The following is a 22,191-nucleotide window of genomic DNA, read 5'->3' as shown; positions in this document are numbered from 1 at the left end:
TTCAAAGCCTGGTTGCAGAGCCTATATCGGACGGACCGAAGTCCGAGAGAGCAAATTTTGGCATCATCGCTGACCACCTTCACCGACGAAGCGAGGATTGCCCTCGACACGCTGTCGGGCCGCGCCACCGGGCTTTTTTCCCCATCGCTGCGCCTCGGCGTGACGGGATTGTCCCGCGCCGGCAAAACGGTGTTCATATCGGCCCTTGTCCACAATTTGATCCATGGCGGCCGCCTGCCGCTGTTCGAGGCGCAGAAATCTGGGCGCATCGCCCGCGCCTTCCTCGAGCAGCAGCCCGACGACGCGGTGCCGCGTTTCCAGTACGAGGACCACATCGCCGCCCTGGTCAACGACCGCGCCTGGCCCGATTCGACGCGTGCCATTTCGGAACTGCGGCTGACCATCGAATATGAATCGGCTTCCGGCTGGAGCCGCATGTTTTCCTCCGGCAGATTGTCGGTCGATATCGTCGACTATCCCGGCGAATGGCTGCTCGATCTGCCGCTGCTCGGCAAATCCTTTGCCGATTTTTCGCACGAAGCCTTCGAAATGGCCGTTCTGCCGGTGCGCGAGGATCTTTCGCAGAGTTGGCGGGCGCTGTCAGCCGGGGTCGACCCGAACGCCGATGCCGACGAGATGACGGCGCGCCGCCTGGCCGAAAGCTTCGCCGCCTATCTGAAGGCCTGCAAGCTCGACGAGCGGGCGCTTTCGACCTTGCCGCCCGGCCGCTTCCTGATGCCGGGCGATCTCGAAGGCTCGCCGGCACTGACCTTCGCGCCCTTGGCCGGGATCGGCGACAGGCGTCCGCGCCCGGGATCGCTGCACGCCATGATGGACAGGCGCTATGAGGCCTACAAGACGCATGTCGTCAAACCCTTCTTCCGCGAACACATCACCCGACTCGATCGCCAGATCGTGCTGATCGACGCCATGCAGGCGCTGAACGCCGGCCCCGGCGCCATGGCCGACCTGGAACGCGCGGTAACCGAGATCCTCAGCTGTTTCCGACCCGGCCGGGGCAGCTTCCTCACCGATCTGTTCTCGCGGCGCATCGACCGCATCCTGGTTGCCGCGACCAAGGCCGACCATCTGCATCACGAAAGCCATGACCGGCTGCAGGCGATCGTGCGGCGGCTTGCCGACCGCGCCGTGGCACGGGCGAATTTCACCGGCGCCGATGTCGATGTGGTCGCCATGGCGGCGGTGCGCGCGACGCGCGAAGGCACCGTCAAGCAAGGCCGAGAGACGTTGCCAGTCATTATCGGCACGCCGATCGCCGGCGAGAAGATCAATGGCGCAACCTTCGATGGAAAGACTGAAACAGCCATATTTCCCGGTGATTTACCGGAGAAAATTGATGCGGTTTTTGATCTTTCGGGAGCCGATCACAAGCAGGATGCCGCGGACCCTGCAATCCGCTTCGTCCGTTTCCGTCCCCCAAAGCTAGAACGCACGGCCGAAGGTATCACCCTGTCGCTGCCGCATATCAGGCTCGACCGTGCCTTGCAGTTCCTGATCGGAGATCATCTGGCATGACTGCGCCCCGCAAGCCGGCAGCGTTCCGCATCGAGCCGGAAGCCGAACCAAGGCAAGAGGCGCCGCAGGCGCGCCGTGCCCAGGCCGATGCCCAGCGCAAACCCCGCGCGATGAAGGCCGATGTCGCGATGGTCATCCCGGCGGAAGTCGATGTCTTCGACGAGCCTGACATCATTGCCGCGGAGCCGCCGCCGGCGATCGCCCCCAGAAAACGCTCACTGCTCGGCAGCATCTTCTTCGGCGCCTTTGGCGTGCTGGTTTCGCTAGCTGTCGGCCTGTGGACCGACCAGCTCATACGCGACCTCTTCGCGCGCGCCGAATGGCTGGGCTGGCTGGCCGCGGGCATGGCTGCCATCGCCGTGCTGGCGCTTATGGTGATCCTGATTCGCGAGTTCCTGGCGATCGCCCGCCTTGCCGAGGTCGAAAAACTGCAGAAGCGTGCGCTCGACGCGATCGCCCGCGACGATCCCAAGGCTGCACGATCGGTCGTCGACGAATTGTCGGCCTTTGTCGCGGCCAAACCCGAAACCGCGGCCGGCCGGCGCGCGCTGGCCGAACTGCGCGGCGAAATCATCGACGGCGGCAATCTCGTGCGCTTGGCCGAGGCTGAAATTCTCGGACCACTCGATGCCAGGGCGAAGGTGATGATTCTCGAAGCCGCCAAACGCGTTTCGCTGGTGACGGCGGTCAGTCCACGCGCACTGGTCGATGTCGCCTATGTCGTGTTCGAGGCCGGGCGGCTTATTCGCCGCCTGTCAGAACTCTATGGCGGACGGCCGGGAACGCTGGGTTTCTTCCGCCTGGCGCGCAGCGTGCTGGCGCATCTGGCGGTTACCGGCTCGATCGCGATCGGCGACAGTTTCGTCCAGCAGATCGTCGGCCACGGCCTGGCCGCGCGCCTTTCGGCCAAGCTTGGCGAGGGCGTCGTCAACGGCATGATGACGGCACGCATCGGCATTGCCGCGATGGAGACGGCGCGACCCCTGCCCTTCAGCGCCGCCAAGCGTCCCGGACTTGGTGATTTCCTCTCGGCGCTGACATCGTTCGCAACCAGGAAAGATGGTGAAACGACCCCATCCGGCAAGTGAGCCGGGCTGGAGTGTCTGGACCTTCGGAATTGTTACCGGACTGCTTTGCGGCGGCCCCGCGGTGACGAAGCATTAACCAATCTTGTTCATGGTCAGACGGGTTCCAAACAGCATCTTTGTTGCCGGGTGTCGTCGATGAAAAGCGTAATTCTATCCAGTGTCCTGCCCCTGGCAACGGTGATTACGGCAGTCGTCGGCATTGCCGGAGTGGCCTCTGCGGCGGAGCCGGACAAGCAGTTCTTCCAGTCCGCCGAAGGCAAGTGGATCGGTCCCGGCGAAATCGTCGCCGGCAAGTACAAAGGCACGAAGTTCAACTGCAGCTTCACCGGCTCGACGCCCGACGGCAAGGTCGGCATGTCGCTCGACGGCGGCTGTCGGGTCGGCATGTTCACCCAGCCGATGTCGGCCAAGATCGAGCGCAAGGGCCGTGAGGGCTACAAGGGCAGCTTCATGGGTGGCGCGACCGGTTCCGGCCTCGACATCATCGGGGGCAACGTCGTCGATCCCCGCAAGGTGGTCTTCACCATCAACCGCAACCAGCTGCGCGGCGTCATGCAGGCTCGCATCCCTGACGACAATTCGATGACGGTGACTATTGCCGTGCGCGTCGACGACCAGCTGGTGCCGGTGATCGGCATGAGCCTGAAGCGCGTCGACGCGGTCGAAGTCGGCTCCATCGCGCCGAACTGAACAATTCAAAAGAAAAGGCGGCGACCCAACGGTCGCCGCCTCGTTTGATCCAATCGAATCAGGGCGTTAGCCTTTGATCGTGGCCGTCAGTTCGTCATAGGCCTTGCAGGCGTCGGCCAATGTCGTAGCGCCCTGATACTTGGTTGTCACCGCCTGGACCTTGGCCGTCAGATCAGCCGCTTTGGACGGGTCCTTGGTAATCGCTTCCTGAAGTGCTGCAGCCATGTCCTGCGCCTTCTTGGTCGCGATCTCCGCCGTGCACTCGGGGGCCTTCGAGCAAGCCGAACCGGCAAGCACCGCCAGGCCGACGGCAACAAACAAAAACTTCTTCATGTCAGTCATCTCCTCAAAAAGGGCGCGACTTGATCGTCGATCACCCTCCAATGGCCGAAGCCGAGCGTCCTTAGCCTTCGATTGCGGCAAGATGCAACGTGTTCCCGGTGTCAACTTGTGTATCGCGCCTGCAACATCGGCGGCGGCAGGATTTGAGGCTATTTTATCAGCGGCAGCAAGTTCAGCTGCGTGGCTGCAGCAGCGCCAAGACGGCTGTCAATGCGGCAAGGACAGCAGTCAGAGTCAAAGGCCCAGTCGCGCCATAGGTGTCCACGACATAGCCGCCGACAACCGCGCCGATGGTGATGGCAATTTGGAAAGAGGTGACCATCAGGCCGCCCGCTGCCTCCAGCGCATCAGGCGCCGCGCGCGACATATTGGTCGGCAGCACCACCGGCGCCATGCCAAAGGCGAAACCCCACAGCGTAACGAAGCCGAAGGCAACGCCGATATGCGAGCCCCAAAGCACCAAAGTAAGTGCCGCAACCGCCATCAACGCCGCGGTGACTGCGAGGGCCATGTGGATGTTGGTGTCGGCCATGCGGCCGCCGGCAACATTACCGATCACGGCAGCGATGCCAAACCCGAGCAGAGCCAGGGCAATCGGTCCGGTTGTAAGGAGTGTCACCTGTTCGAGGAAGGGACGCACATAGACCGAGCCGGCAAAATGCCCCGTCATCAGCAAAACAATAGCCAGCATGCCGAGTTGGATGCCGCGCCGCCGGGTCAGCCGAAATACATCTGCAAGGCTGTTGCTTGCCGTTGCAGGCAAGGTCGGCAGGCTGAGAAACTGCAGCAGCATGGCAAGTGCGGCCAGCCCCGCCGTCATGGCCATGGCACTGCGCCACCCTATCCAGTCACTGATCAGCGCGCCCATCGACGGTGCGGCAATGGTGGCAAGCGAGACGCCGAGGGTGACGATCGCCATGCCCCGACCTGTCGCATTGGCGCCCACCAACCTCGCCACGACGGCGACCGAAAGTGCCCAGAAAGCGCTGAGAGCGATGCCCAGCCCGGCCCGGCCCAACAGCAACAGCCAGAAATCGGTCGCCAGCGCCGCCAGGATATTGGAACCGACCGCAAGGGCGCTGAGACCAACCAGCACCGCCTTGCGGTTCAAGCGGCCGATGAGAACATTGCTCAACATGGCCGTCACGGCGCCGACGGAAGCGGTGGCGGTGACGACCTGGCCGGCCGTCCCCTCGCTGATGCCGAGATCGCGTGCCATTGGCGTCAGCAGACCTGCGGGCAGGAATTCGGCCGACACCAGGGCAAAGCTGGTGGCCGCCAATGAAATGACCGCGAACCAGGTGGCTGAACTCCACGCGGCTGGTGCATCGGCATCAAGGCCAATCGCGGCGTCTTCAATCTGTAATGTTGTGTCAGTCACGGAAAGATCTCCAAAGTTTGGAGGTCTTAAATAGGCGAGTCCGCTCGGATGATATGTATCTTAGAATCCGAAATTCATATCCATTCGTCCGGGAATTGTGCGACGCACAACGCCCGGCGAGACATTGGTGATGCGCTTGAACGCGCGCGCGAACGATGCCTCGGAATCATAGCCCAAACGGGTAGCGACTTCGGCAACCGACAAGCCGTTTTGGCCCAGCAATTCGCGGGCAAGCTGCATGCGCAGGCGGGCGAGATAGTGTGCGGCACCCTCCCCCAATACCGCACTGAAACGCTCGGCGAAAATCGAACGCGATTGGCCTGCCACGCCGGCCAGGCTTCCCAGCGTCCAGTTGTGGCCGGGGTCGCGGTGCATGGCCGCCAAAGCGCGGCCTATATGGGGGTCGCGGATGGCTGCGAGCCAACCGGTGGTCGAGGCTCCATTGCAATTGACCCAGCAGCGTATGAGCCGTGCCGTCAGCAAGTCGGCCATACGCGAAAGAATCGTGGCGCTGCCCATCTGCGGTTGCGAGGCCTCCACCGTCATGGCCGCCAGCAAAGGACCGACGACCGGGTCATTGCCGGCCACGTCGCAACCCTTGATGAGAGGCGGCATCAACGTGATCAATGGGTTGAGCGCATAGGAGTCCAAGGCCATGGAGCCGCAGAAAAGGGTGCTCGTGGCGCCCGTTCCTTGCCGTACCACTTCGCAGACGTTGCCCCCCAACTTGATCACCTGGCAACCTTCGAGCGAGCCCCCTGCAACGTCCGGCGCGCTCGCCAGCCGATGGGCGATGCCTTGCGGCAGCAGCACCAGATCGCCATCGCGCAACTCCTGCCAGCCTTGCGATTCAGTATGAATCCAGCACGGGCCCTGGCCGACAAAGTGAAACCGAAGCAGCTGTTGTTGCGGAAAGTCTATGCTCCATGGGTGCCGGAGCTCGCAGCGGCCATAGTTGACACCACTCAAGCGAAAGTCTTGCAGAACTTCGCTGAGCGCATCCATCGGGATATGTGGCGTCGAAGACGGGCGGGACGAATAGTCAGGCATATACGTGATATAGATGCCGAACGTCCGGCAGGCAAGCGGGGACCGTTGTTCCACCAGGGGAATCGCTGCAGCGGCACCCTACCTTTCCCAGCAGATTTCTCGCCTTGCCTCCCACTCCAACTGCATGCAAGGAGTTCTGCTAGACACAGGGACAAGAGGCATGGCGGCGGAAGCATCGGGCAGCGATCTGATTCAGGTGGTGGCGCTACTTGCGGCCGGCGTCGTTGCCGTTCCGATCTTCAAGCGCATGGGCCTCGGCTCGATCCTCGGCTATCTGGCTGCCGGCGTGGTGATCGGCCCGTTCGGCCTCGGCGTCTTTTCCGAATCGGAAGCCATTCTTCATGTCGCCGAACTCGGCGTGGTGATGTTCCTGTTCATCATCGGGCTGGAAATGCAGCCGTCGCGGCTGTGGGGCCTGCGCCGTGAGATCTTCGGCCTCGGCGCGCTGCAGGTCGGCGTCTGCGCGCTCCTGCTGACCGGTGTCGGCATGGCTGGAGGGTTTCCGATCGCGCAATCCTTCGTCGCCGGCGCCGGCTTCGTGCTGACCTCGACGGCGATCGTCATGCAGCTTCTGGAGGAACGCGGTGAAATCGCCGCACCGAAAGGCCAGCGCATCGTATCGGTGCTGCTGCTCGAGGATCTTGCCATCGTGCCGCTGCTGGCCCTGATCGCGTTCCTGGCACCCGGTGGAGCCGACACCAGCCTGTCGGAGCGGCTGACCGAGGTCGGCATCGGCCTCGCCGCTATCGTCGGCCTGGTGGTGGCCGGCCGCTATCTGCTCAACCCGTTCTTCCGCATCCTGGCGGATGCCCGTGCCCGCGAGGTGATGACGGCGGCAGCGCTCCTGGTCGTTCTCGGATCCGCCCTCGCCATGCAGCTCAGCGGCCTGTCGATGGCGATGGGTGCCTTCCTGGCCGGCGTGCTTTTGTCCGAATCGACCTTCCGCCATCAGCTCGAGGCCGACGTCGAACCCTTCCGCGGCATCCTGCTCGGTCTGTTCTTCCTCGCGGTGGGCATGTCGCTCGACCTGCATGTGGTCGCGGCGAACTGGCGGCTGATCGCCGTCTATGTCGTCGCCTACATGGTGATGAAGGCGTTCGGCATCTACATCGTCGCCCGCATCCTGAAATCAGGCCACCGCGAAGCGCTTGAGCGCGCGGTCTTCATGGCACAAGGCGGCGAATTCGCCTTTGTCCTTTACTCGGCGGCCGCGGCGGTCGGCATCATCGACAGCCAGGCCAACGCGACGCTGACTGCGATCGTCATCATCTCCATGGTGCTGACGCCGCTGGCCATCATCGCCTTGCGCTATCTGACGCCGCGCGACGAGCAGTCGCTCGACGGCGTCGATGTCGCCGATGGCCTGACCGGCAGCGTCCTGGTCATCGGCTTCGGTCGCTTCGGCCAGATCGCCAGCCAGCCGCTGCTGCTGCGCGGCATCGACGTCTCAATCATCGACAATGACGTCGAAATGATCCAGGCGGCGGCCGATTTCGGCTTCAAGGTCTACTATGGCGACGGCACGCGACTGGACATCCTGCATGCGGCAGGCGCCGGCCGGGCGCGCGCCGTGCTGATCTGCGTCGACAAGGCCGATGCCGCCGTCCGCATCGCGGAGCTCATCAAGGCTGAGTTTCCTTTGCTCACCGTGCTGGCCCGCGCTTTCGATCGTGGTACCGCGCTGCAGCTCATTCGCGCCGGCGTTGATTACCAACTGCGTGAAACCTTCGAATCCGCACTTGTTTTCGGCGGCTCGGCCCTGGAATCGCTGGGCGTCGATCCCGAAGACGTGGCTGAAACGATCGAAGACGTCAGGCGCCGCGACACCGATCGCTTCGAAACCCAGCTTGCCGAAGGCATTCGCGCCGGACAGCGCTTCCTGAGAGGCAATATCGGCACGCCGATTCCGACACCGCTCTCCACGCCGCGCCGGCCTGGTCAGGCACTCAATGAAGAAACCGCGGGTGTGCTGCACAAGTCCGAACCCGCCGATTGAGCAAGGAACTATGCATGGAATTGGACAGCAGGGCCCTGTCGGTCACCAAATTCTGGCGGGATGCCGGCGAGGATGCCTGGTTCGAGAAGAACGAAGCATTCGATGCCGACTTCCGCGACCGCTTTCTCGGCCTGCACTACGCCGCCGCGCGGCGTGAATGCGACGATTGGCTGGAACACGCCGAAGGCGCGCTGGCGCTGATGATCCTGCTCGACCAGTTTCCCCGGAACTGTTTTCGCGGCACCGGCCATATGTACGCGACCGATCCGCTCGCCAGATATTTCGCAGAGAGGGCGATCGCGGCTGGTCATGACCTGGCACTCGAGGAAAGACTCCGTGTTTTCCTCTATCTGCCGTATGAGCATTCGGAACTGCTGGCCGACCAGGACATTTCGGTCGAGTTGACGCAAGCCAGGGCAGAGCCCTACCTGAAGTATGCTGTCGAACACCGCGATATCATTCAGAATTTCGGCCGTTTTCCGCACCGAAACAGGATGCTTGGCCGCGAAACCACCCCGCAGGAGCAGACGTTTCTGGATGGTGGCGGCTTCTCGGGCTAAAGTTCGGCCGTCGCCTTGCCCAGAAATCAGGCCAGCCACCAATCCCGGCCGGACGACAATCGCTCGATGCCTGAGGTATCGACGGCGACCAGCCGGTCGGTGATGCTGCGACCGCTGACAACCAGGCCGGGTGCGATCTCGGCCAGCGGCGCCAGCACGAAGGCGCGCTCCAGCATGCGCGGATGCGGCACCTCCAGCCCGGTCTCGTGGATGACGCGGTCGCCGAACACCAGAATGTCGATATCGATCAGCCGCGGCCCCCAGCGCTCCTCCCGGACCCGCTTCAGCTTGCGCTCCGCATCGAGGCAGAGATCGAGCAAGGCACGCGGTGCAAGCACGGTGGAAATCTCGGCGGCCGCATTGAGAAAATCCGGCTGATCGAGCTTGCCCCAGGGCGGCGTGCGATAAAGCGAGGAAACGCCGGTGACGCGCGTATCCGCGTCGGCATCCAGCATTCGCAGCGCCGCGCCCATGGATTTCGCCGGATCGCCAAGATTGCCGCCAAGGCTGAGATAAACGGTACTATTCGGGCCAGACAACGGTCACCTCGACATAATCGAGCACGCCGGGCACCGGTGCGTTCGGCTTGCGCACCGTGATCTCGGCTTTCTTTATCTGCGGAAAACGCGCCGTCAGCGCACGGGCCACTTCGAGCGCCAGCGACTCGATCAGAAAACGGCGCTGCCCGGTGATGATCTTTTCAATGACGGTGAATGCAATGCCGTAATGGACCGTATCCTCGATGGAATCCTCGGCAAGCGCCCGGCCTGGATCGACGGTGAGAACGGCATCGACATAGAAGCGCTGGCCGAGCCTTTCCTCCTCGTCCAGCACGCCGTGCCGGGCAAAGAAAGCGCAGTTCTTCATGCGGATGACATACATCGCTCAGTTTCTCGCCCGGTCCGTCTGACGCGCCAGCATAGCATCCGCGAGCGCCAAAGCGTCCACGTTGAATGCGACATCGTGGACGCGAAACAGATCGGCGCCCTGGAGCCTCAAGATGACGCTGGTCGCCGCTGTTCCGACCGCTCTGTCGGCGGCATCACGGCCGGTGACCGTGCCGATGAAGCGCTTTCGCGACGTACCGGCCATCAGCGGCAAGCCAAGTGCATGCAATTCCGAAAAGCGTGCCATCAGGTCGAGATTTTCCTCCGCCGTCTCCTTGGCGAATCCGAAACCGGGATCGAGCACGATACGATCGTCGGCGATGCCGTTCTGGCGGACGATTTCCAGCGACCTTCGCAGGAACGTCAATTGATCGGCAATCACATCCGGCAGTTTCTGGCGATCCCGCCCGGTATGCATGATGACAAGCCCGGCGCCGGTGTCGGCGGCGACACGCGCAATATCGGGCTCGCGCTGCAAACCCCATACATCGTTGACGATATGAGCGCCGGCGGCAACCGCCAGCCGCGCCGTGTCGGCGCGATAGGTGTCGACCGAAATCAGCACCTCACTCACGCCCGCCAGCGCTTCGATCACAGGCAGGATGCGGTCCTGTTCCTGACTGGCCGATACCGCGGCAGCACCTGGGCGCGTCGATTCTCCGCCGACATCGACGACCAGTGCCCCTTCCCCGATCATGCGGCGCGCCTGGGCCAGCGCCTTTTCAGGGGCGTCGAACTGGCCGCCATCGGAAAAGCTATCGGGCGTGACATTGAGGATGCCGACGACCACGGCCTTGCCGCCAAGGTCGAGATGGCGTCCATGCGCCAACTGCCATCGCCTGGCCGTCATTGCTCATCGACCATGGAGTTCATCAATCATGTGTGATCCCTGGCGGATCAATTTCATTGCGCCGGCAACGGCCGTAAAGCAAGGTGGTCGAAGAGGCAACATGATGAAACGATCCATGCTTGGCATGAAAAAACCGTCCTTGGGCGTGAAACAATCCTTGGCTTGCGCGCTGCTGCTCGCCATGAGCCCGCTTCCGGCGGCTGCCGCCAATCTCGTCAAGACGTACAGCTATTTCGCCATCGGCGGCAGCACGCTCGACGACATCGAGGCACAACTCTCCAAACGCGGGCCGGAGGTGAAAAGCACAGGCACGCGGCACCCGGGCGCCACGCAAATGGCCTTCACCACCCGGATCAGCTATGCGCAGACGCCGAGTTCCTGCCGGATCGCCGACGCGGTGGTGACCGTCAAGGTGAAGGTGATCCTTCCCGAGTGGCGCCGCCCGCGCAAAGCAGATGCCGATGTCAGGCTCTTCTGGGATACGCTGTCCGCCGACATCAAGCGCCATGAGGAGCGCCATGTCGAAATCGCCAAGAACCATGGCGGCGAACTCGAAGAGGCCTTGAAGGCCACCTACCCGCAAAAGAACTGCGACGCCGCCAAGGCCAAAGCGGCCGCGATCACCGCGGCTGTCCTGGCCAGGCACGACCGCGCCCAGCTTCAGTTCGACCGCGTCGAAAGCGTCAATTTCGAAAGCCGCATCTTGCGGCTGCTGCGCTACCGCATGGAGCGCATCGGGAACGGCCGACTGCCGCCGACCAGAACGCACCCGAACTGAAAGCCAAATTCGTCGAAGCGTAGTGCCAGATTCGAAAAACTTTCGAGCCCCTGTCGAAACCGGCCTATATGGGACGACATATATCAGGCTCGCCCGACGCGAGCTTAAAACACCAATGCGATCCAAACGGTCAAGAAACCGGAACGGCTGAACAGCGCCGGTCAAATCGCAAGCTTTTGGATGAACGATCATGGACCAGGCTGTCCATAACAAAACGATGGCGGAAACCGGCACGCCGATAAAAGAGAGCGAAAAGAACGCCATCATCGGCGGCGTGCTGTTGTCGATGCTGTTGGCGGCACTCGACCAGACCATTGTCGCGCCGGCCATGCCGACCATCGGGCATGCGCTCGGAAACGCACACTATCTGCCATGGATCGTCACCGGTTATCTCCTGACCGCTACCGCCGTGGCCCCGCTCTACGGCAAGATTTCCGATGTCTACGGCCGCCGGCCGACCGTCTATGCCGCGATCCTGATCTTTTTGGCGGGATCGCTGGTCAGTGCGATGGCTCCCAACATGTTTGTGCTGGTTGTCGGGCGGGCGATCCAGGGCGCCGGCGGCGGCGGCTTGTTCGCTTTGACGCAGACCGTCGTCGGCGATCTCGTTCCGCCGCGCGAGCGGGCACGCTATGCCGCCTGGTTCTCCGGCACATGGGCTGTCGCCAGCATTGCCGGTCCATTGCTCGGCGGCACTTTCGCAGAGCACCTGCACTGGTCACTGATCTTCTGGATCAACATTCCGCTTGGTGTTCTTGCGATGGCGATCATCAACAAGCCGCTCAAGAAACTGCCCGTTGCCGCAAAGCGCCATCGTATCGACGGCCTCGGCGCGTTGCTTCTGATCATTGCCACGGCGCTGCTGCTGCTCGCATTGAACTGGGGCGGCAGCGCCTATCCCTGGATTTCGCTTGAAGTCATCGGCGTTCTCTGCGGTTCGGCGATTTTCTGGGGCGCTTTTGCCTTGCGGCTTATGCGAGCCGCCGAGCCGCTCATCTCGCTTGAAGTGCTTGGCAATCCAATCGTTCTGGCAGGCACGCTTTCGATGTTCCTGCTTCAGGCCGCAAGCGTCGGCATGGCTGTGTACCTGCCCGTCTATCTTCAGGCGGTGCTCGGCCTGTCGGCAGCAGAGTCGGGCATCGCGATGCTTGGGCTTCTGCTGGGGACCGTCGGCGGCGCGGCATTCAGCGGGCGCATGATACCGCATTTCACCCACTACAAGCGCATTGCAATGGTGGGCGTCGTCTTCAGCATGCTGTGCCTCTGCCTGCTGGCCGTCGTCGCAGGATATGCAACGCTGCTGGAGGTAGAGGTCTTGACGATCTGCATCGGGTTTGGAACCGGAACGACGTTTCCGGTCACCACCGTGTCGGTCCAGAACGCCGTCGATCGCGTGCATCTCGGCGTCGCGACGGGCGTGCTGACATTCCTGCGTTCGCTTGGCAGTGCGCTTGGTGTCGCGATGCTCGGCGCGGTCGCTCTGGGCTACGGCCTGCCGCTTGCCGGTGAAGGCGTGCGGATCGTGGGCCATAGCGCGACGGTCGAGCCGTTCGTGATGATCTTTGCCGTCGCCGCCGCTACATTGCTGCTGGGGCTGATCACGCTGACGCTGATGCCCGAAAAGGAGCTTCGCGGTTACGCCGACAATGCGACGCCGATGCTCGCCGAGTAAGGTTCAGCCGGAGACGCCAAGCTTCTTCTGCAGGCTGGTCGACGAGGTCGTGTACTGGAAAACGATGCGCTCGCCGGGGCTGATGATGCGCTTGGCGGCCTGCGCCATCAGCGCCACTTCGTGGAAGCCCGACAGGATCAGCTTCAGCTTGCCCGGATACCAGTTGATATCGCCGACCGCGAAGATACCGGGCACCGATGTCTGGAACTTCTCGGTATCGACCGGAATAAGGTTCTCGTGAAGGTTGAGACCCCATTCCGCGATCGGTCCGAGCTTCATGGTCAGGCCGAAGAACGGCAGCATGCGCGTGCAAGGCACCTCGACATCGCCGTCCGGTCCCTTGATGGTGGCCGATGACAGTTGGCCGTCGGCACCGGTCAATCCGGTCACCTGCCCGACCTGGAATTCCAGCTGCCTCATTTCCTGCATGGCATACATCTTGTTGACGCTGTCGGGGGCGGCACGGAACTCGGGCCGCCGGTGCACCAGCGTCACGCTCTTTGCCACTGGCTGCAGGTTCAGCGTCCAGTCGAGTGCCGAGTCGCCGCCGCCGACGATAACGAGGTCATGGCCGCGAAAATCCTCCATCCGGCGCACCGAATAGAAGACACTCTTGCCTTCATAGGGCTCTATGCCGGGGATCGGCGGACGCTTGGGCTGGAAGGAGCCGCCGCCGGCGGCAATCACCACCACCTTGGCCTCGAACACCTCATTTTCGTCGGTGGTGACGCGAAAACTGCCGTCCTCCAGTTTTTCCAGGCTGGAAACCATTCGGTTGTAGCTGAAATCAGGCTTGAACGGCGCGATCTGCTCGAGCAATTTGTCGACCAGCCCCTGCGCCGAGATCGAAGGCCAGCCTGGAATGTCGTAGATCGGCTTTTCCGGATAGAGCTCCGCGCACTGGCCGCCCGGCCGATCCAGAATGTCGATCAGGTGGCACTTCATGTCGAACAGGCCGAGCTCGAACACGGCAAACAGGCCGACCGGCCCTGCCCCGACAATAAGCACGTCTGTCTTGGTGGTCTCGGTCATGCGATGTGCCTCGCTGCGAAGAGAGCAGGACACTGCATGACCAATGCTCCGCTGCCAAGCCGCAGCGGGAAAAATCAGTTGGCAAAGATCCTGCGCTTATCCCTGGCGGGCGGGCACGCGGACAACCAGGCCGTCAAGCGCATCGCGGACCTTGATCTGGCATGACAGGCGCGAGTTGGGCTGGACGTCGTAGGCGAAGTCCAGCATGTCCTCTTCCATCGCTTCCGGCTCGCCGACTTCAGCCGTCCAGGCTTCGTCGACATAGACGTGACAGGTGGCACAGGCGCAGGCACCGCCGCATTCGGCTTCGATCCCGGGCACGGCGTTGCGGATCGCGTTCTCCATGACCGTAGAGCCGTTCTCGGCGTCCATGTCGAAATGCGTGCCGTCATGGGCAATGAAAGTCAGCTTGGTCATTTGTCACCTGAAGGGAGTTCCAGCCGAGATAATCACTCCGGCTGACAAGTCAACTGCCGCATGAAAGCGCCGCCCGATGACGTTTTTCCGCAAATCGGGTTCGGCGCGGATTCAGCGGTTGATGGCGGCGATGAAATCGCGCACTTCGTCGATCAGCGTGCCAAGCCGCTTGAGCGTCTGGCCGTCTTCCGGCCGGTGCTCGATCTCGGTGGCGCAATCGGCAATGGCAAAGGCGCCGACGCCCCGTGCCGAACCCTTTAATCCATGGGCGAGCAGAAGCCGGTCCTTGATGTCGGCGTCGACTATTCTGTCGCGCACGGACAGCGCCTGCTGTACAAACAGCGCCAGCACCTCTTGCTCAAGGCTGCGGTCGCCCATCGTCTGGCGGGCAAGGTGTGCCAAATCGACCGGCCGTGACCGCCTTGGTCCGGATACGTCGCCCCCGGGCATTGAGAAGGCAATGCCGCTTTCGCCACGCATGAACTCGAACTCCGTTTCTTCGATTCGCCCAAAAACCTAGGCGAATCCAATGGACAACGGGTTAATGAATGGCCGGGAAAAATGTTGCCAAAGCGGCGCCCAAATCACAGTTCCGTTAACCTTATATTTAAAGTTTTACGTATCCCGCGGAATGCATGTTTTCTTTACCCCCCTGTGTCATTACGATACGAGGGGTCCATTTTCAGCCTCCTGCGCGGGGCAAGACAAACAGAATTATAAGCCCGCGGCAGCTAGTACAGGGTAGCGAAGGCATGGCAAAGAAACCAACGACGACGAGAACTCTCGACAGCGACGTGGCCAGGGAACTGGAAAAGGCGCTCGATCTCGACCTCAGCAACGAGATCGGCAGCGGCGACCTCGACATCGCGGCTTCGATGGAGGATCTGGAAGCTCAGATATCCCAGGCGGCCGACGAGCTGGCGCGCGAGGGACGCAATCATAAGCCGGAACAAAACCCGGAGCCTGTGGTCAATCAGAACCACGCCGCGAAACCCGCGCCCAAGGCCAAGCCTGCCGAATTGCGCCCCGTGGAACCGCGCAATGGCGCCCAGCCCGCGGGTTTCGCGCCGGCCAATGACGATCGCCAGAAGGACTACAAGACGCTTCTGCACAGCCTCAACAGGCGTGCCTCGAACACCATTTACTGGGTCGTCGCCTTCGTTTCGCTCGCCTGGTTCGCCGGCGCCGGCGGTTTGGCCAATCTGCTTTTCGGACCGAGCATCTGGAGAATCCGTACGCTCGACCAGTTCCTTGCCCGTCCGGAACTGATCGGCCTCGCTGTCGCGGCCATCGTGCCCGTCATCCTGTTCTGGGCCTTCGCCGCCATGATTCGCCGCGCCCAGGAAATGCGCATCGCCGCACAGTCCATGACCGAAGTGGCCTTCCGCCTGACCGAGCCGGAAAACCTTGCCCAGGATCGCGTCATGATGATCGGCCAGGCCGTTCGTCGCGAAGTCGCGGCCATGGGCGAAGGCATCGAACGCACACTTGCCCGCGCCGTCGAACTGGAAACGCTTGTCCACAGCGAAGTCAACCAGATCGAACGCTCCTATTCCGAGAATGAATCCCGCATCCGTTCGCTGGTCGACGGGCTCGGCAGCGAGCGCGAAGCCGTCGTCACCCATGCCGAGCGCGTCCGCGCCTCGATCACCGGCGCGCATGAGACGCTGAAGGACGAGATCGGCGCCGCCTCCGATATCATCCGCGACTCGATCCTGAATGCATCGACCAAATTGTCGATGACGATCACCAATTCCGGCGACACGCTGATCGATCGCATCAACGAAAGCTCGATGTCGATCTTCGATTCGGTCGAAGGCCGGCTCGATTCGATCACCGATCGGCTGTCGACCTCGGGCGAGGCCTTCGCCAGCCTTCTCGACACCCGCATTGCCAAGCTGACGGACACCACGGACGGCCTGACGCGGTCGTTGACCGATCTGCTCGACGATCGCACCACCGGCATGGTGTCGCTGCTCGGCGGCGCCGCGCGCACCCTCAATTCCGAATTCGAGGCCAGCCTCAACGGCATCGAGCGGACGCTCGCCGAACGCGGCCAGGCACTGATCAGCGAGTTCCAGACCCGCGCCGAGGCGCTCGACACCGGAACGCAGAAGCTCAATGCGGCACTCGAGGCCCGCGCCCGCCAGATCAACGAAACGCTGGTCGAGCGCGCCCGCGAAATCGCCCACACCTTTGCCGAGAGCAAGGACACGTTGTCGGCGATGATCGATCAGGGCAAGACCCAGATCGGCGCCGACATGGCCGACATCGTCACTTCGACCTCCTCTATGCTCGAAGCCCGCGCCAGCGACTTCGCCGGGCGCATGGAAGCCGCCCGCCACGTCGTGTCGCGTTCGTTCGACAGTGACATCCAGCGGCTCGCCGACGCCCGCGTCGGCATCGAGGAAGCCGTCGAGAACCACAGCAGGAAACTGTCAGAAAGCCGCGAACGCATGGCCACGGCCATGGAGGCCGACCTGGCGAAGTTCGCCGAGGGCCGCGCCGGCATCGATGCGGCGGTGACCAACCAGGTACAGAAGCTGGCCGAAGGCCGCAGCCTGATCTCGCGCGCTCTTGAAGAGGATCTGCGCAAGGTCAATGAATCGCGGGCGGCCATCGATGCATCGCTCGGCAGCCATCTAGAAAGGCTGGAAGAAGGCCGCAACAGGCTCTCCACTGCCTTGAACGAAGACTCCGGGAAACTGGTGCAAGCTCGTACGATCATTGATGAAATGGTCGCAGGTCATGTCGGAAAACTCGCCGAGGGCCGCAACATCCTGTCGCGCGCTTTGGAAGCCGATCTCGGCAAACTGTCCGACAGCCGCGCCGACATCGACGGTCTGGTCGCCGGTCAGGTGGAAAAGATCGCCGAAGGCCGCGCCGTGCTCGCCAAGGCGTTGGAAAACGACATCGTCGGCATCAAGAGCCTCATCGAAACCCATTCCGCCAAACTGGCAGAGGACCGCACACAGCTTTCCCATTCGCTCGACAATGATCTGTCCGGCATACGCGGCCTGATCGAAGGGCATTCAGGACGCCTCGCCGAAGACCGCAGCCTGCTGTCGCAGACCCTTGAAGCCGACCTTGCCAAGCTGGCCGAAAGCCGTTCGAGCATCGACGGTCTGGTCGCCGGTCAGGTCGAGAAGCTGGCCGAAGGCCGCGACATTCTCAAGCGCGCGCTGGAATCCGACCTGAACACGATCAAGGGCGTCATCTCAAGCCAGTCGGAAAAGCTGGCCGAGGATCGCGGGCAGCTTTCGCGGGTGCTGGAAACCGACCTGCAGAATGTGAACAGCGTCATCGCCGATCACATGAACAAGCTTGTCCAAGACCGCTCCGCCCTGTCCAGGGCACTTGAGGACGACCTCGCCAAGCTGGCCGACAGCCGCTCCAGCATCGACGGGCTCGTCGCCGGTCAGGTCGAGAAGCTTTCCGAGGGTCGCGACATCCTGCGGCGCGCTCTGGAATCCGACCTCAATGCGATCAAGGGAACCATTGCCGATCAGTCGCAGAAGCTGGTCGATGACCGGGCACAGTTCGCCCGGGCGCTCGAGGCTGATCTCGAAAGCGTCAACGGCTTGGTCAACAGCCATTCCGAAAGGCTCGTCCAGGATCGTTCAACGCTGTCGAAAGCGCTTGAAGCCGACCTCGAAAATGTCGGCGGCCTCGTCAACAGCCACGCGGAAAGGCTTGTCCAGGAACGCTCGACCCTGTCGAAGGCGCTCGAGGACGATCTCGCCAAGCTGGCCGAGAGCCGCTCCAGCATCGATGGCCTGGTCGCCGGCCAGGTCGAGAAGCTCGCCGAAGGCCGCGATGTTCTCAAGCGCGCGCTGGAAGCCGATCTCGCCAAGCTGGCCGAAAGCCGCTCCAGCATCGACGGTCTGGTCGCCGGCCAGGTCGAGAAACTGGCCGAGGGCCGCGACATTCTCAAACGCGCCCTCGAAGCTGACCTGCAGAAGCTTACCGAAAGCCGTGGCGATATCGACGACGTCATCGCCGGACATGTCGGCAAGCTGTCCGAGGGCCGTAATATGCTGGCCCGCGCACTGGAAGACGATCTGGGCAAGTTGGCCGAGGCCCGCAAGGACGTCGACCGGTCGCTGTCGGGTCACATCGACCAGATCGCCGCCAGAAGCACCGGCATTTCCGACGCGATCGCGGCGGATGTCGAAAAGATCGAGCAGGCGTTCAGCCGCCAGACGGGCATCATCGAGGAGCGCGCCGGCACCATGGAGCGTGCGCTCTCGACAGGCGTCGACAACGTCCGCGCCGTGCTCGAGAAGAGCGCCGTATTTGTCGCCGGCGCCCTGCGCGAGAAGGTGCTGGAAGTCACCAGCACCCTGCACGAGCAGGCCGGCGCCGCGTTCAGCGACGCCGACCGCAAGATCGCCGAGCGCGCCGAGCAGACCTCCGCCGCCCTGCTGGCGCGGGCCGAAGACATCGCCCGCACCTTCGAGGATGCAGACCGTCGCCTGCACGCCCGTGCGGAAGATACGTCGAGCGCCTTGCTTGCCCGTGCGGACGACACGTCCAGCTCGCTGCTGGCCCGCGCCCATGAAACCGCCGATCAACTGGCTGCTCGCGCAAGCGAGATCGCCGGCACCTTCGAAGCGGCGGACCAGAAGCTCGCCGCCCGCGCCCAGGAAACCGCCGATCAGCTGACCGCCCGGGCTCAGGACACCGCCGATCATCTGGCAGCTCGTGCAAGCGAGATTGCAGGCACGTTCGATGCCGCCGACCAGAAGCTGGTCGCCCGCGCCATCGAAACGGCCCAGTCGCTGGCCGCGCGCGCCGGCGACATCCTGCGCAACTTCGAAGGCGCCGACCAGCGGCTCGGCATGCGCATCGGCGAATCGGCCGAAGCGCTTGCCGCACGCGCATCGGACCTTGGCCGCATCTTCGATGCCGCCGACCAGCAGCTCGTCTCGCGCATCGCCGAAGGTTCGGAAGCGCTGTCGAGCCGTGCTTCGGAAATCGGCCGTATCTTCGACGACGCGGATCAGCGCCTGGTGTCGCGCATCGCCAGCAGCACCACCACGATCGGCGAGCATGCCGAGACCATCGTCGGTGCCTTTGCCGATACCGAGCAAAGGGTCGCCGAACGCGCCAGGCGGACCGGCCAGGACATGGCCGTGCACGCCCGCGAAATCGAGCAGGCGCTTGCCGGCGCCGACGAGCGGCTCGCCTCGAGCGCCGCGGCCGCGGCCGCCCGTGTCGAAGAGCAGGTCTCAGGCGTCGAGAACCGCCTCGCCTTCACAGCCGAGACGATGGGCCAGAAGCTCAACGAGCAGGTGTCGAATGCCGAGGCGCAACTCGTCTCGCGCGCCAATGTGATCGCCGAGACCTTCACCGCGGTCGGCCAGCATATCGGCCAGAGCACCAACGATGCCGCCAAGACGATCGGCGCCAACACCCGCGAACTCAACACCATGCTCGCCGCACGTTCGGCCGAAATGTCGAAGATCCTCGACGAAACCGCACGGCCCTTGGTCGAGCGTTTCGCCCAGGGCGGCTCGGACCTGCAAAAGAGCATGGAAGAGGTCACCGAACGCGCCACCGAGAAGCTGCGCACCGAGAATGCCGCGCTTGTCGACGCACTCGCGAACCGCACCGCCGAAACCTTGTCGGCGGTCGAGGGCGCCCGCTCGTCGCTGTCCGACAGCGTCGCCGATCTCATCGGCCGGATGACCAAGTCCAGTTCGCAGCTCGGCCAGCTGATCGAGCAGGCCGCGGTCAATCTCGGCCAGGTCGATGAACGCCTGAGCGGCAGCACGCAAAGCTTCGCCGCCACCACCGAGAAAGCCGCGCAGACCTTCGCCAGCTCGGCGCGACTGGTCGATTCGAACACGACAAGGCTGACGGAACTGTCGTCGTCCACCTTGCGCGAGGTGGCGTCGATCGCCACCAAGTTCGACGAACACAGCCGCCTGCTGTCCAGCGCTTCGGACCTGCTGAGCTCGGCCCAGAGCAATCTCGAACACACGCTCGAGAGGCAATCGTCGCTCGAAGACCTCGCCGTCGGCCTAGTCAAGAAGTCGGAAGATCTCGAAAGGGTCATGCGCTCGTTCGAAAATCTCGTCGGCCAGACGCTGCAGAATGCCGAAGGCAAGACGATGGAATCGGCCGACAAGATCCGCAATGCCATCACCGACGTCGTCGATTCGGCAACCAAGCGCTTTGCCGATGCGACCGAAGAGATGCGGCGCACCGCGGGCTCGATCAAGAGCGAACTCGACCTGACCCGGGCCGAGCTCAAGAAGGGCGTCATCGAAATGCCGGAAGAGGCAAAGGAATCGACCTCGGCCATCCGCCGCGCCGTTTCCGAGCAGATCAACGCCCTCAAGGAGCTTTCGGACATCGTGGCCAAGTCCGGCCGCGGCGGCGGTGACGGATCAGAACCACGCAACCTGCGCCCGGCGCCGCAAGCGCCGGCCGCACGCGCCGCCGAGCCGCCGCGCCGTGCACCGGCACCGCAGCCGGACCTGCGCACGCCTCAGGCGCCCTTGGGCGGCCCTGCATTGCGAGGCACGCTCGACCTTGAGCGTCCTGCCGAGGCGGCACCGCGTCCGCGCGGCGATGCCAGCGCCCGCACGCCTCAGGGCGGATGGGTGCGCGATCTGCTTACCGCGGCATCGAACGATGAGGACCTCAGGTCGGCAGCCCCTACGGCCCCCGTGGAAGCGCAGCGCGCTACCCCTGCCCAGCGCTCGCCCCTGCATGTCGTGGAATCGCTGAACTCGCTCTCCGTCGACATCGCGCGTGCCATCGACCACGATGCTTCGATCGAGCTGTGGAACCGCTACCGGCGTGGCGAGCGTGACGTCTTCACGCGGCGGCTCTACACGCTGAAGGGACAGCAGACGTTCGACGAGATTCGTCGCAAGTATCAGGCCGAGGCCGAGTTCCGCGCCGCCGTCGACCGCTACTGCGACGATTTCGAGAAGCTGCTCAAGGATGTCTCGCGCAACGACCGCGACAACATCATGGCGCAGACCTATCTGACGTCGGACACAGGCAAGGTCTACACCATGCTGGCCCATGCGAGCGGCCGCCTGCACTAAGACAGGAATTGAACAGGCGGGGCCATGGTCCCGCCTGTGACTGTGCTGAACCTCCGGCACGCGCCGAACCTGCCCGCAGCACGTTTGCAAGCCGATCGACGCGTTCGGGACTTGCCCAAGTCGGATTTCCGACGCACTGAAGTCCACCGACAATACCCGCTGCCCTGACGCTCGAAGGGTGTGATCGTGAAGACGGCAATCATATTCGACTGCGAGTTTCTTTGCCTGGAGGGCTCGCAACGCCGATTCTGGTGCGCGGCACACGACCCCGACCCGGTGATCGCGCAGATCGGCGCGGTCAGGCTTGGACTTGAAGGCGACTTTCCCCTGCTCGGCACACACAAGGCCTATATCAGACCGGTCGACCGGTTTGGTCAGAGATACGCCCTCGACCCGTTCTTCACCAAACTGACCGGCATCACCGAGGAAGATCTGGAGACCGAAGGCGTGGCGCTAGGAGATGCGCTCGCCGACGTCGATCGTTTTTCCGACGGGTCGCGATTCTGGTCCTGGGGCAAGGACGAATTGAACATGATCGCCATCAGTTGCTATGTCGCGGGCATTCAGCCTCCGGTCCCGGCCACCCGGTTTGACAATGCCGTCAAGCTGCTGATCGCGGCCGGAATGCCGATCGAGGATCTGGCGAGAACGCCGAGCAACAAGCTCGCCGATTACTACGGCGTCGAACACCCGCCATTGCAGGGGCACGACGCGCTCGGTGACGCGCTGTCCGTCACCTATACCCTGCAGTACCTGATGAAGACCGGAAAGCTCCGCCCGGAAATCTTCGACCGCTTGTAGGTAGAGAAGCCTGGGGGGATGAAGCTTTGTGGGATTCCGGCGCCCCC

18 protein-coding genes are annotated in these 22,191 nt (G+C 63.1%); 9 read left to right on the top strand and 9 right to left on the bottom strand.

Annotated features, from left to right (window positions below):
* Positions 1-57 precede the first annotated feature (57 nt).
* From NKJ11_RS20630 to NKJ11_RS20620, 3 genes are all read left to right on the top strand, one after another.
* Positions 58-1,536 carry a YcjX family GTP-binding protein gene (locus NKJ11_RS20630; RefSeq protein ID WP_352612810.1) on the top strand — a complete coding sequence of 493 codons (1,479 nt, stop codon included), beginning with the start codon at positions 58-60 and terminating at the stop codon, positions 1,534-1,536.
* On the top strand, positions 1,533-2,624 hold the full coding sequence (locus NKJ11_RS20625) for a YcjF family protein (RefSeq protein WP_023813026.1): 1,092 nt from the start codon (positions 1,533-1,535) through the stop codon (positions 2,622-2,624). Before NKJ11_RS20630 ends, NKJ11_RS20625 begins: the two co-directional genes overlap by 4 nt.
* Positions 2,625-2,759: 135 nt before the next feature.
* Positions 2,760-3,314 carry a hypothetical protein gene (locus NKJ11_RS20620; RefSeq protein ID WP_127295926.1) on the top strand — a complete coding sequence of 185 codons (555 nt, stop codon included), beginning with the start codon at positions 2,760-2,762 and terminating at the stop codon, positions 3,312-3,314.
* A gap of 66 nt (positions 3,315-3,380) precedes the next feature.
* On the opposite strand, the gene NKJ11_RS20615 is transcribed toward NKJ11_RS20620, so the two are convergent.
* The 3 genes from NKJ11_RS20615 to NKJ11_RS20605 form a co-directional block, all read right to left on the bottom strand.
* Entirely contained in the window at positions 3,381-3,647 is a 267-nt protein-coding gene (locus NKJ11_RS20615; RefSeq protein ID WP_027036746.1) for a hypothetical protein, read from the bottom strand.
* Between the two features lie 181 nt (positions 3,648-3,828).
* A complete protein-coding gene (locus NKJ11_RS20610) occupies positions 3,829-5,037 on the bottom strand; it encodes an MFS transporter (protein WP_352794186.1) in 1,209 nt (402 codons plus the stop codon).
* 60 nt (positions 5,038-5,097) lie between these two features.
* Entirely contained in the window at positions 5,098-6,087 is a 990-nt protein-coding gene (locus NKJ11_RS20605) for an AraC family transcriptional regulator (RefSeq protein WP_352794215.1), read from the bottom strand.
* 160 nt (positions 6,088-6,247) lie between these two features.
* Between NKJ11_RS20605 and NKJ11_RS20600 the strand changes: the two genes are divergently transcribed.
* On the top strand, positions 6,248-8,083 hold the full coding sequence (locus tag NKJ11_RS20600; protein WP_027036749.1) for a monovalent cation:proton antiporter-2 (CPA2) family protein: 1,836 nt from the start codon (positions 6,248-6,250) through the stop codon (positions 8,081-8,083).
* A 14-nt stretch (positions 8,084-8,097) separates the two neighbouring features.
* Positions 8,098-8,643, top strand: coding sequence for a DUF924 family protein (locus tag NKJ11_RS20595; RefSeq protein WP_352794184.1), 546 nt, complete (start codon positions 8,098-8,100; stop codon positions 8,641-8,643).
* A 26-nt stretch (positions 8,644-8,669) separates the two neighbouring features.
* Here NKJ11_RS20595 and folK read toward each other — a convergent pair whose 3' ends face one another.
* Genes folK through folP form a run of 3 tightly spaced genes read right to left on the bottom strand, consistent with a single transcriptional unit; the run spans position 8,670 to position 10,380 of the window.
* Positions 8,670-9,182 carry a 2-amino-4-hydroxy-6-hydroxymethyldihydropteridine diphosphokinase gene (folK, locus tag NKJ11_RS20590; protein ID WP_127272685.1) on the bottom strand — a complete coding sequence of 171 codons (513 nt, stop codon included), beginning with the start codon at positions 9,180-9,182 and terminating at the stop codon, positions 8,670-8,672.
* Entirely contained in the window at positions 9,166-9,525 is a 360-nt protein-coding gene (gene folB / locus NKJ11_RS20585; RefSeq protein WP_023813034.1) for a dihydroneopterin aldolase, read from the bottom strand. Before folB ends, folK begins: the two co-directional genes overlap by 17 nt.
* 3 nt (positions 9,526-9,528) lie before the next feature.
* Positions 9,529-10,380, bottom strand: a complete 852-nt coding sequence (gene folP / locus NKJ11_RS20580; protein WP_023813035.1) for a dihydropteroate synthase — start codon at positions 10,378-10,380, stop codon at positions 9,529-9,531.
* Positions 10,381-10,483: 103 nt separating this feature from the next.
* On the opposite strand from folP, the gene NKJ11_RS20575 reads away from it, so the two are divergent.
* Both NKJ11_RS20575 and NKJ11_RS20570 read left to right on the top strand, forming a co-directional pair.
* Complete coding sequence (locus NKJ11_RS20575) at positions 10,484-11,158, top strand: DUF922 domain-containing Zn-dependent protease (RefSeq protein ID WP_352794213.1); 675 nt, start codon at positions 10,484-10,486, stop codon at positions 11,156-11,158.
* A 190-nt stretch (positions 11,159-11,348) separates the two neighbouring features.
* Positions 11,349-12,830 carry an MDR family MFS transporter gene (locus NKJ11_RS20570; RefSeq protein WP_352794181.1) on the top strand — a complete coding sequence of 494 codons (1,482 nt, stop codon included), beginning with the start codon at positions 11,349-11,351 and terminating at the stop codon, positions 12,828-12,830.
* 3 nt (positions 12,831-12,833) lie between these two features.
* Here NKJ11_RS20570 and NKJ11_RS20565 read toward each other — a convergent pair whose 3' ends face one another.
* The 3 genes from NKJ11_RS20565 to NKJ11_RS20555 form a co-directional block, all read right to left on the bottom strand.
* Positions 12,834-13,862: an NAD(P)/FAD-dependent oxidoreductase gene (locus NKJ11_RS20565; RefSeq protein ID WP_352440292.1), complete on the bottom strand. Its 1,029-nt coding sequence runs from the start codon at positions 13,860-13,862 to the stop codon at positions 12,834-12,836.
* Positions 13,863-13,958: 96 nt separating this feature from the next.
* Positions 13,959-14,279 carry a 2Fe-2S iron-sulfur cluster-binding protein gene (locus tag NKJ11_RS20560; protein WP_013531878.1) on the bottom strand — a complete coding sequence of 107 codons (321 nt, stop codon included), beginning with the start codon at positions 14,277-14,279 and terminating at the stop codon, positions 13,959-13,961.
* Positions 14,280-14,390: 111 nt separating this feature from the next.
* A complete protein-coding gene (locus NKJ11_RS20555; RefSeq protein WP_023813039.1) occupies positions 14,391-14,759 on the bottom strand; it encodes an Hpt domain-containing protein in 369 nt (122 codons plus the stop codon).
* Between the two features lie 272 nt (positions 14,760-15,031).
* On the opposite strand from NKJ11_RS20555, the gene NKJ11_RS20550 reads away from it, so the two are divergent.
* Together NKJ11_RS20550 and NKJ11_RS20545 are read left to right on the top strand one after the other, a co-directional pair.
* Positions 15,032-21,343: a kinesin gene (locus tag NKJ11_RS20550; protein WP_352631658.1), complete on the top strand. Its 6,312-nt coding sequence runs from the start codon at positions 15,032-15,034 to the stop codon at positions 21,341-21,343.
* A gap of 186 nt (positions 21,344-21,529) precedes the next feature.
* Positions 21,530-22,144 carry a 3'-5' exonuclease gene (locus NKJ11_RS20545; protein WP_128303562.1) on the top strand — a complete coding sequence of 205 codons (615 nt, stop codon included), beginning with the start codon at positions 21,530-21,532 and terminating at the stop codon, positions 22,142-22,144.
* Positions 22,145-22,191: the final 47 nt, after the last annotated feature.

Origin of the sequence: Mesorhizobium sp. M0243 (assembly GCF_040321775.1) — a bacterium.
In the GTDB taxonomy this organism is placed as follows: Bacteria; Pseudomonadota; Alphaproteobacteria; order Rhizobiales; family Rhizobiaceae; genus Mesorhizobium.
This window is presented reverse-complemented; position numbering and strand designations above follow the sequence as displayed.

Excerpts from the sequence above, each read along its gene's own strand:
- NKJ11_RS20625 (WP_023813026.1), top strand. The coding sequence starts at position 1,533 with ATGACTGCGCCCCGCAAGCCGGCAGCGTTCCGCATCGAGCCGGAAGCC.
- NKJ11_RS20620 (WP_127295926.1), top strand. The coding sequence starts at position 2,760 with ATGAAAAGCGTAATTCTATCCAGTGTCCTGCCCCTGGCAACGGTGATT.
- NKJ11_RS20615 (WP_027036746.1), bottom strand. The coding sequence starts at position 3,647 with ATGAAGAAGTTTTTGTTTGTTGCCGTCGGCCTGGCGGTGCTTGCCGGT.
- NKJ11_RS20605 (WP_352794215.1), bottom strand. The coding sequence starts at position 6,087 with ATGCCTGACTATTCGTCCCGCCCGTCTTCGACGCCACATATCCCGATG.
- NKJ11_RS20600 (WP_027036749.1), top strand. The coding sequence starts at position 6,248 with ATGGCGGCGGAAGCATCGGGCAGCGATCTGATTCAGGTGGTGGCGCTA.
- NKJ11_RS20595 (WP_352794184.1), top strand. The coding sequence starts at position 8,098 with ATGGAATTGGACAGCAGGGCCCTGTCGGTCACCAAATTCTGGCGGGAT.
- folB (WP_023813034.1), bottom strand. The coding sequence starts at position 9,525 with ATGTATGTCATCCGCATGAAGAACTGCGCTTTCTTTGCCCGGCACGGC.
- folP (WP_023813035.1), bottom strand. The coding sequence starts at position 10,380 with ATGACGGCCAGGCGATGGCAGTTGGCGCATGGACGCCATCTCGACCTT.
- NKJ11_RS20575 (WP_352794213.1), top strand. The coding sequence starts at position 10,484 with ATGAAACGATCCATGCTTGGCATGAAAAAACCGTCCTTGGGCGTGAAA.
- NKJ11_RS20570 (WP_352794181.1), top strand. The coding sequence starts at position 11,349 with ATGGACCAGGCTGTCCATAACAAAACGATGGCGGAAACCGGCACGCCG.
- NKJ11_RS20565 (WP_352440292.1), bottom strand. The coding sequence starts at position 13,862 with ATGACCGAGACCACCAAGACAGACGTGCTTATTGTCGGGGCAGGGCCG.
- NKJ11_RS20560 (WP_013531878.1), bottom strand. The coding sequence starts at position 14,279 with ATGACCAAGCTGACTTTCATTGCCCATGACGGCACGCATTTCGACATG.
- NKJ11_RS20555 (WP_023813039.1), bottom strand. The coding sequence starts at position 14,759 with ATGCGTGGCGAAAGCGGCATTGCCTTCTCAATGCCCGGGGGCGACGTA.
- NKJ11_RS20550 (WP_352631658.1), top strand. The coding sequence starts at position 15,032 with ATGGCAAAGAAACCAACGACGACGAGAACTCTCGACAGCGACGTGGCC.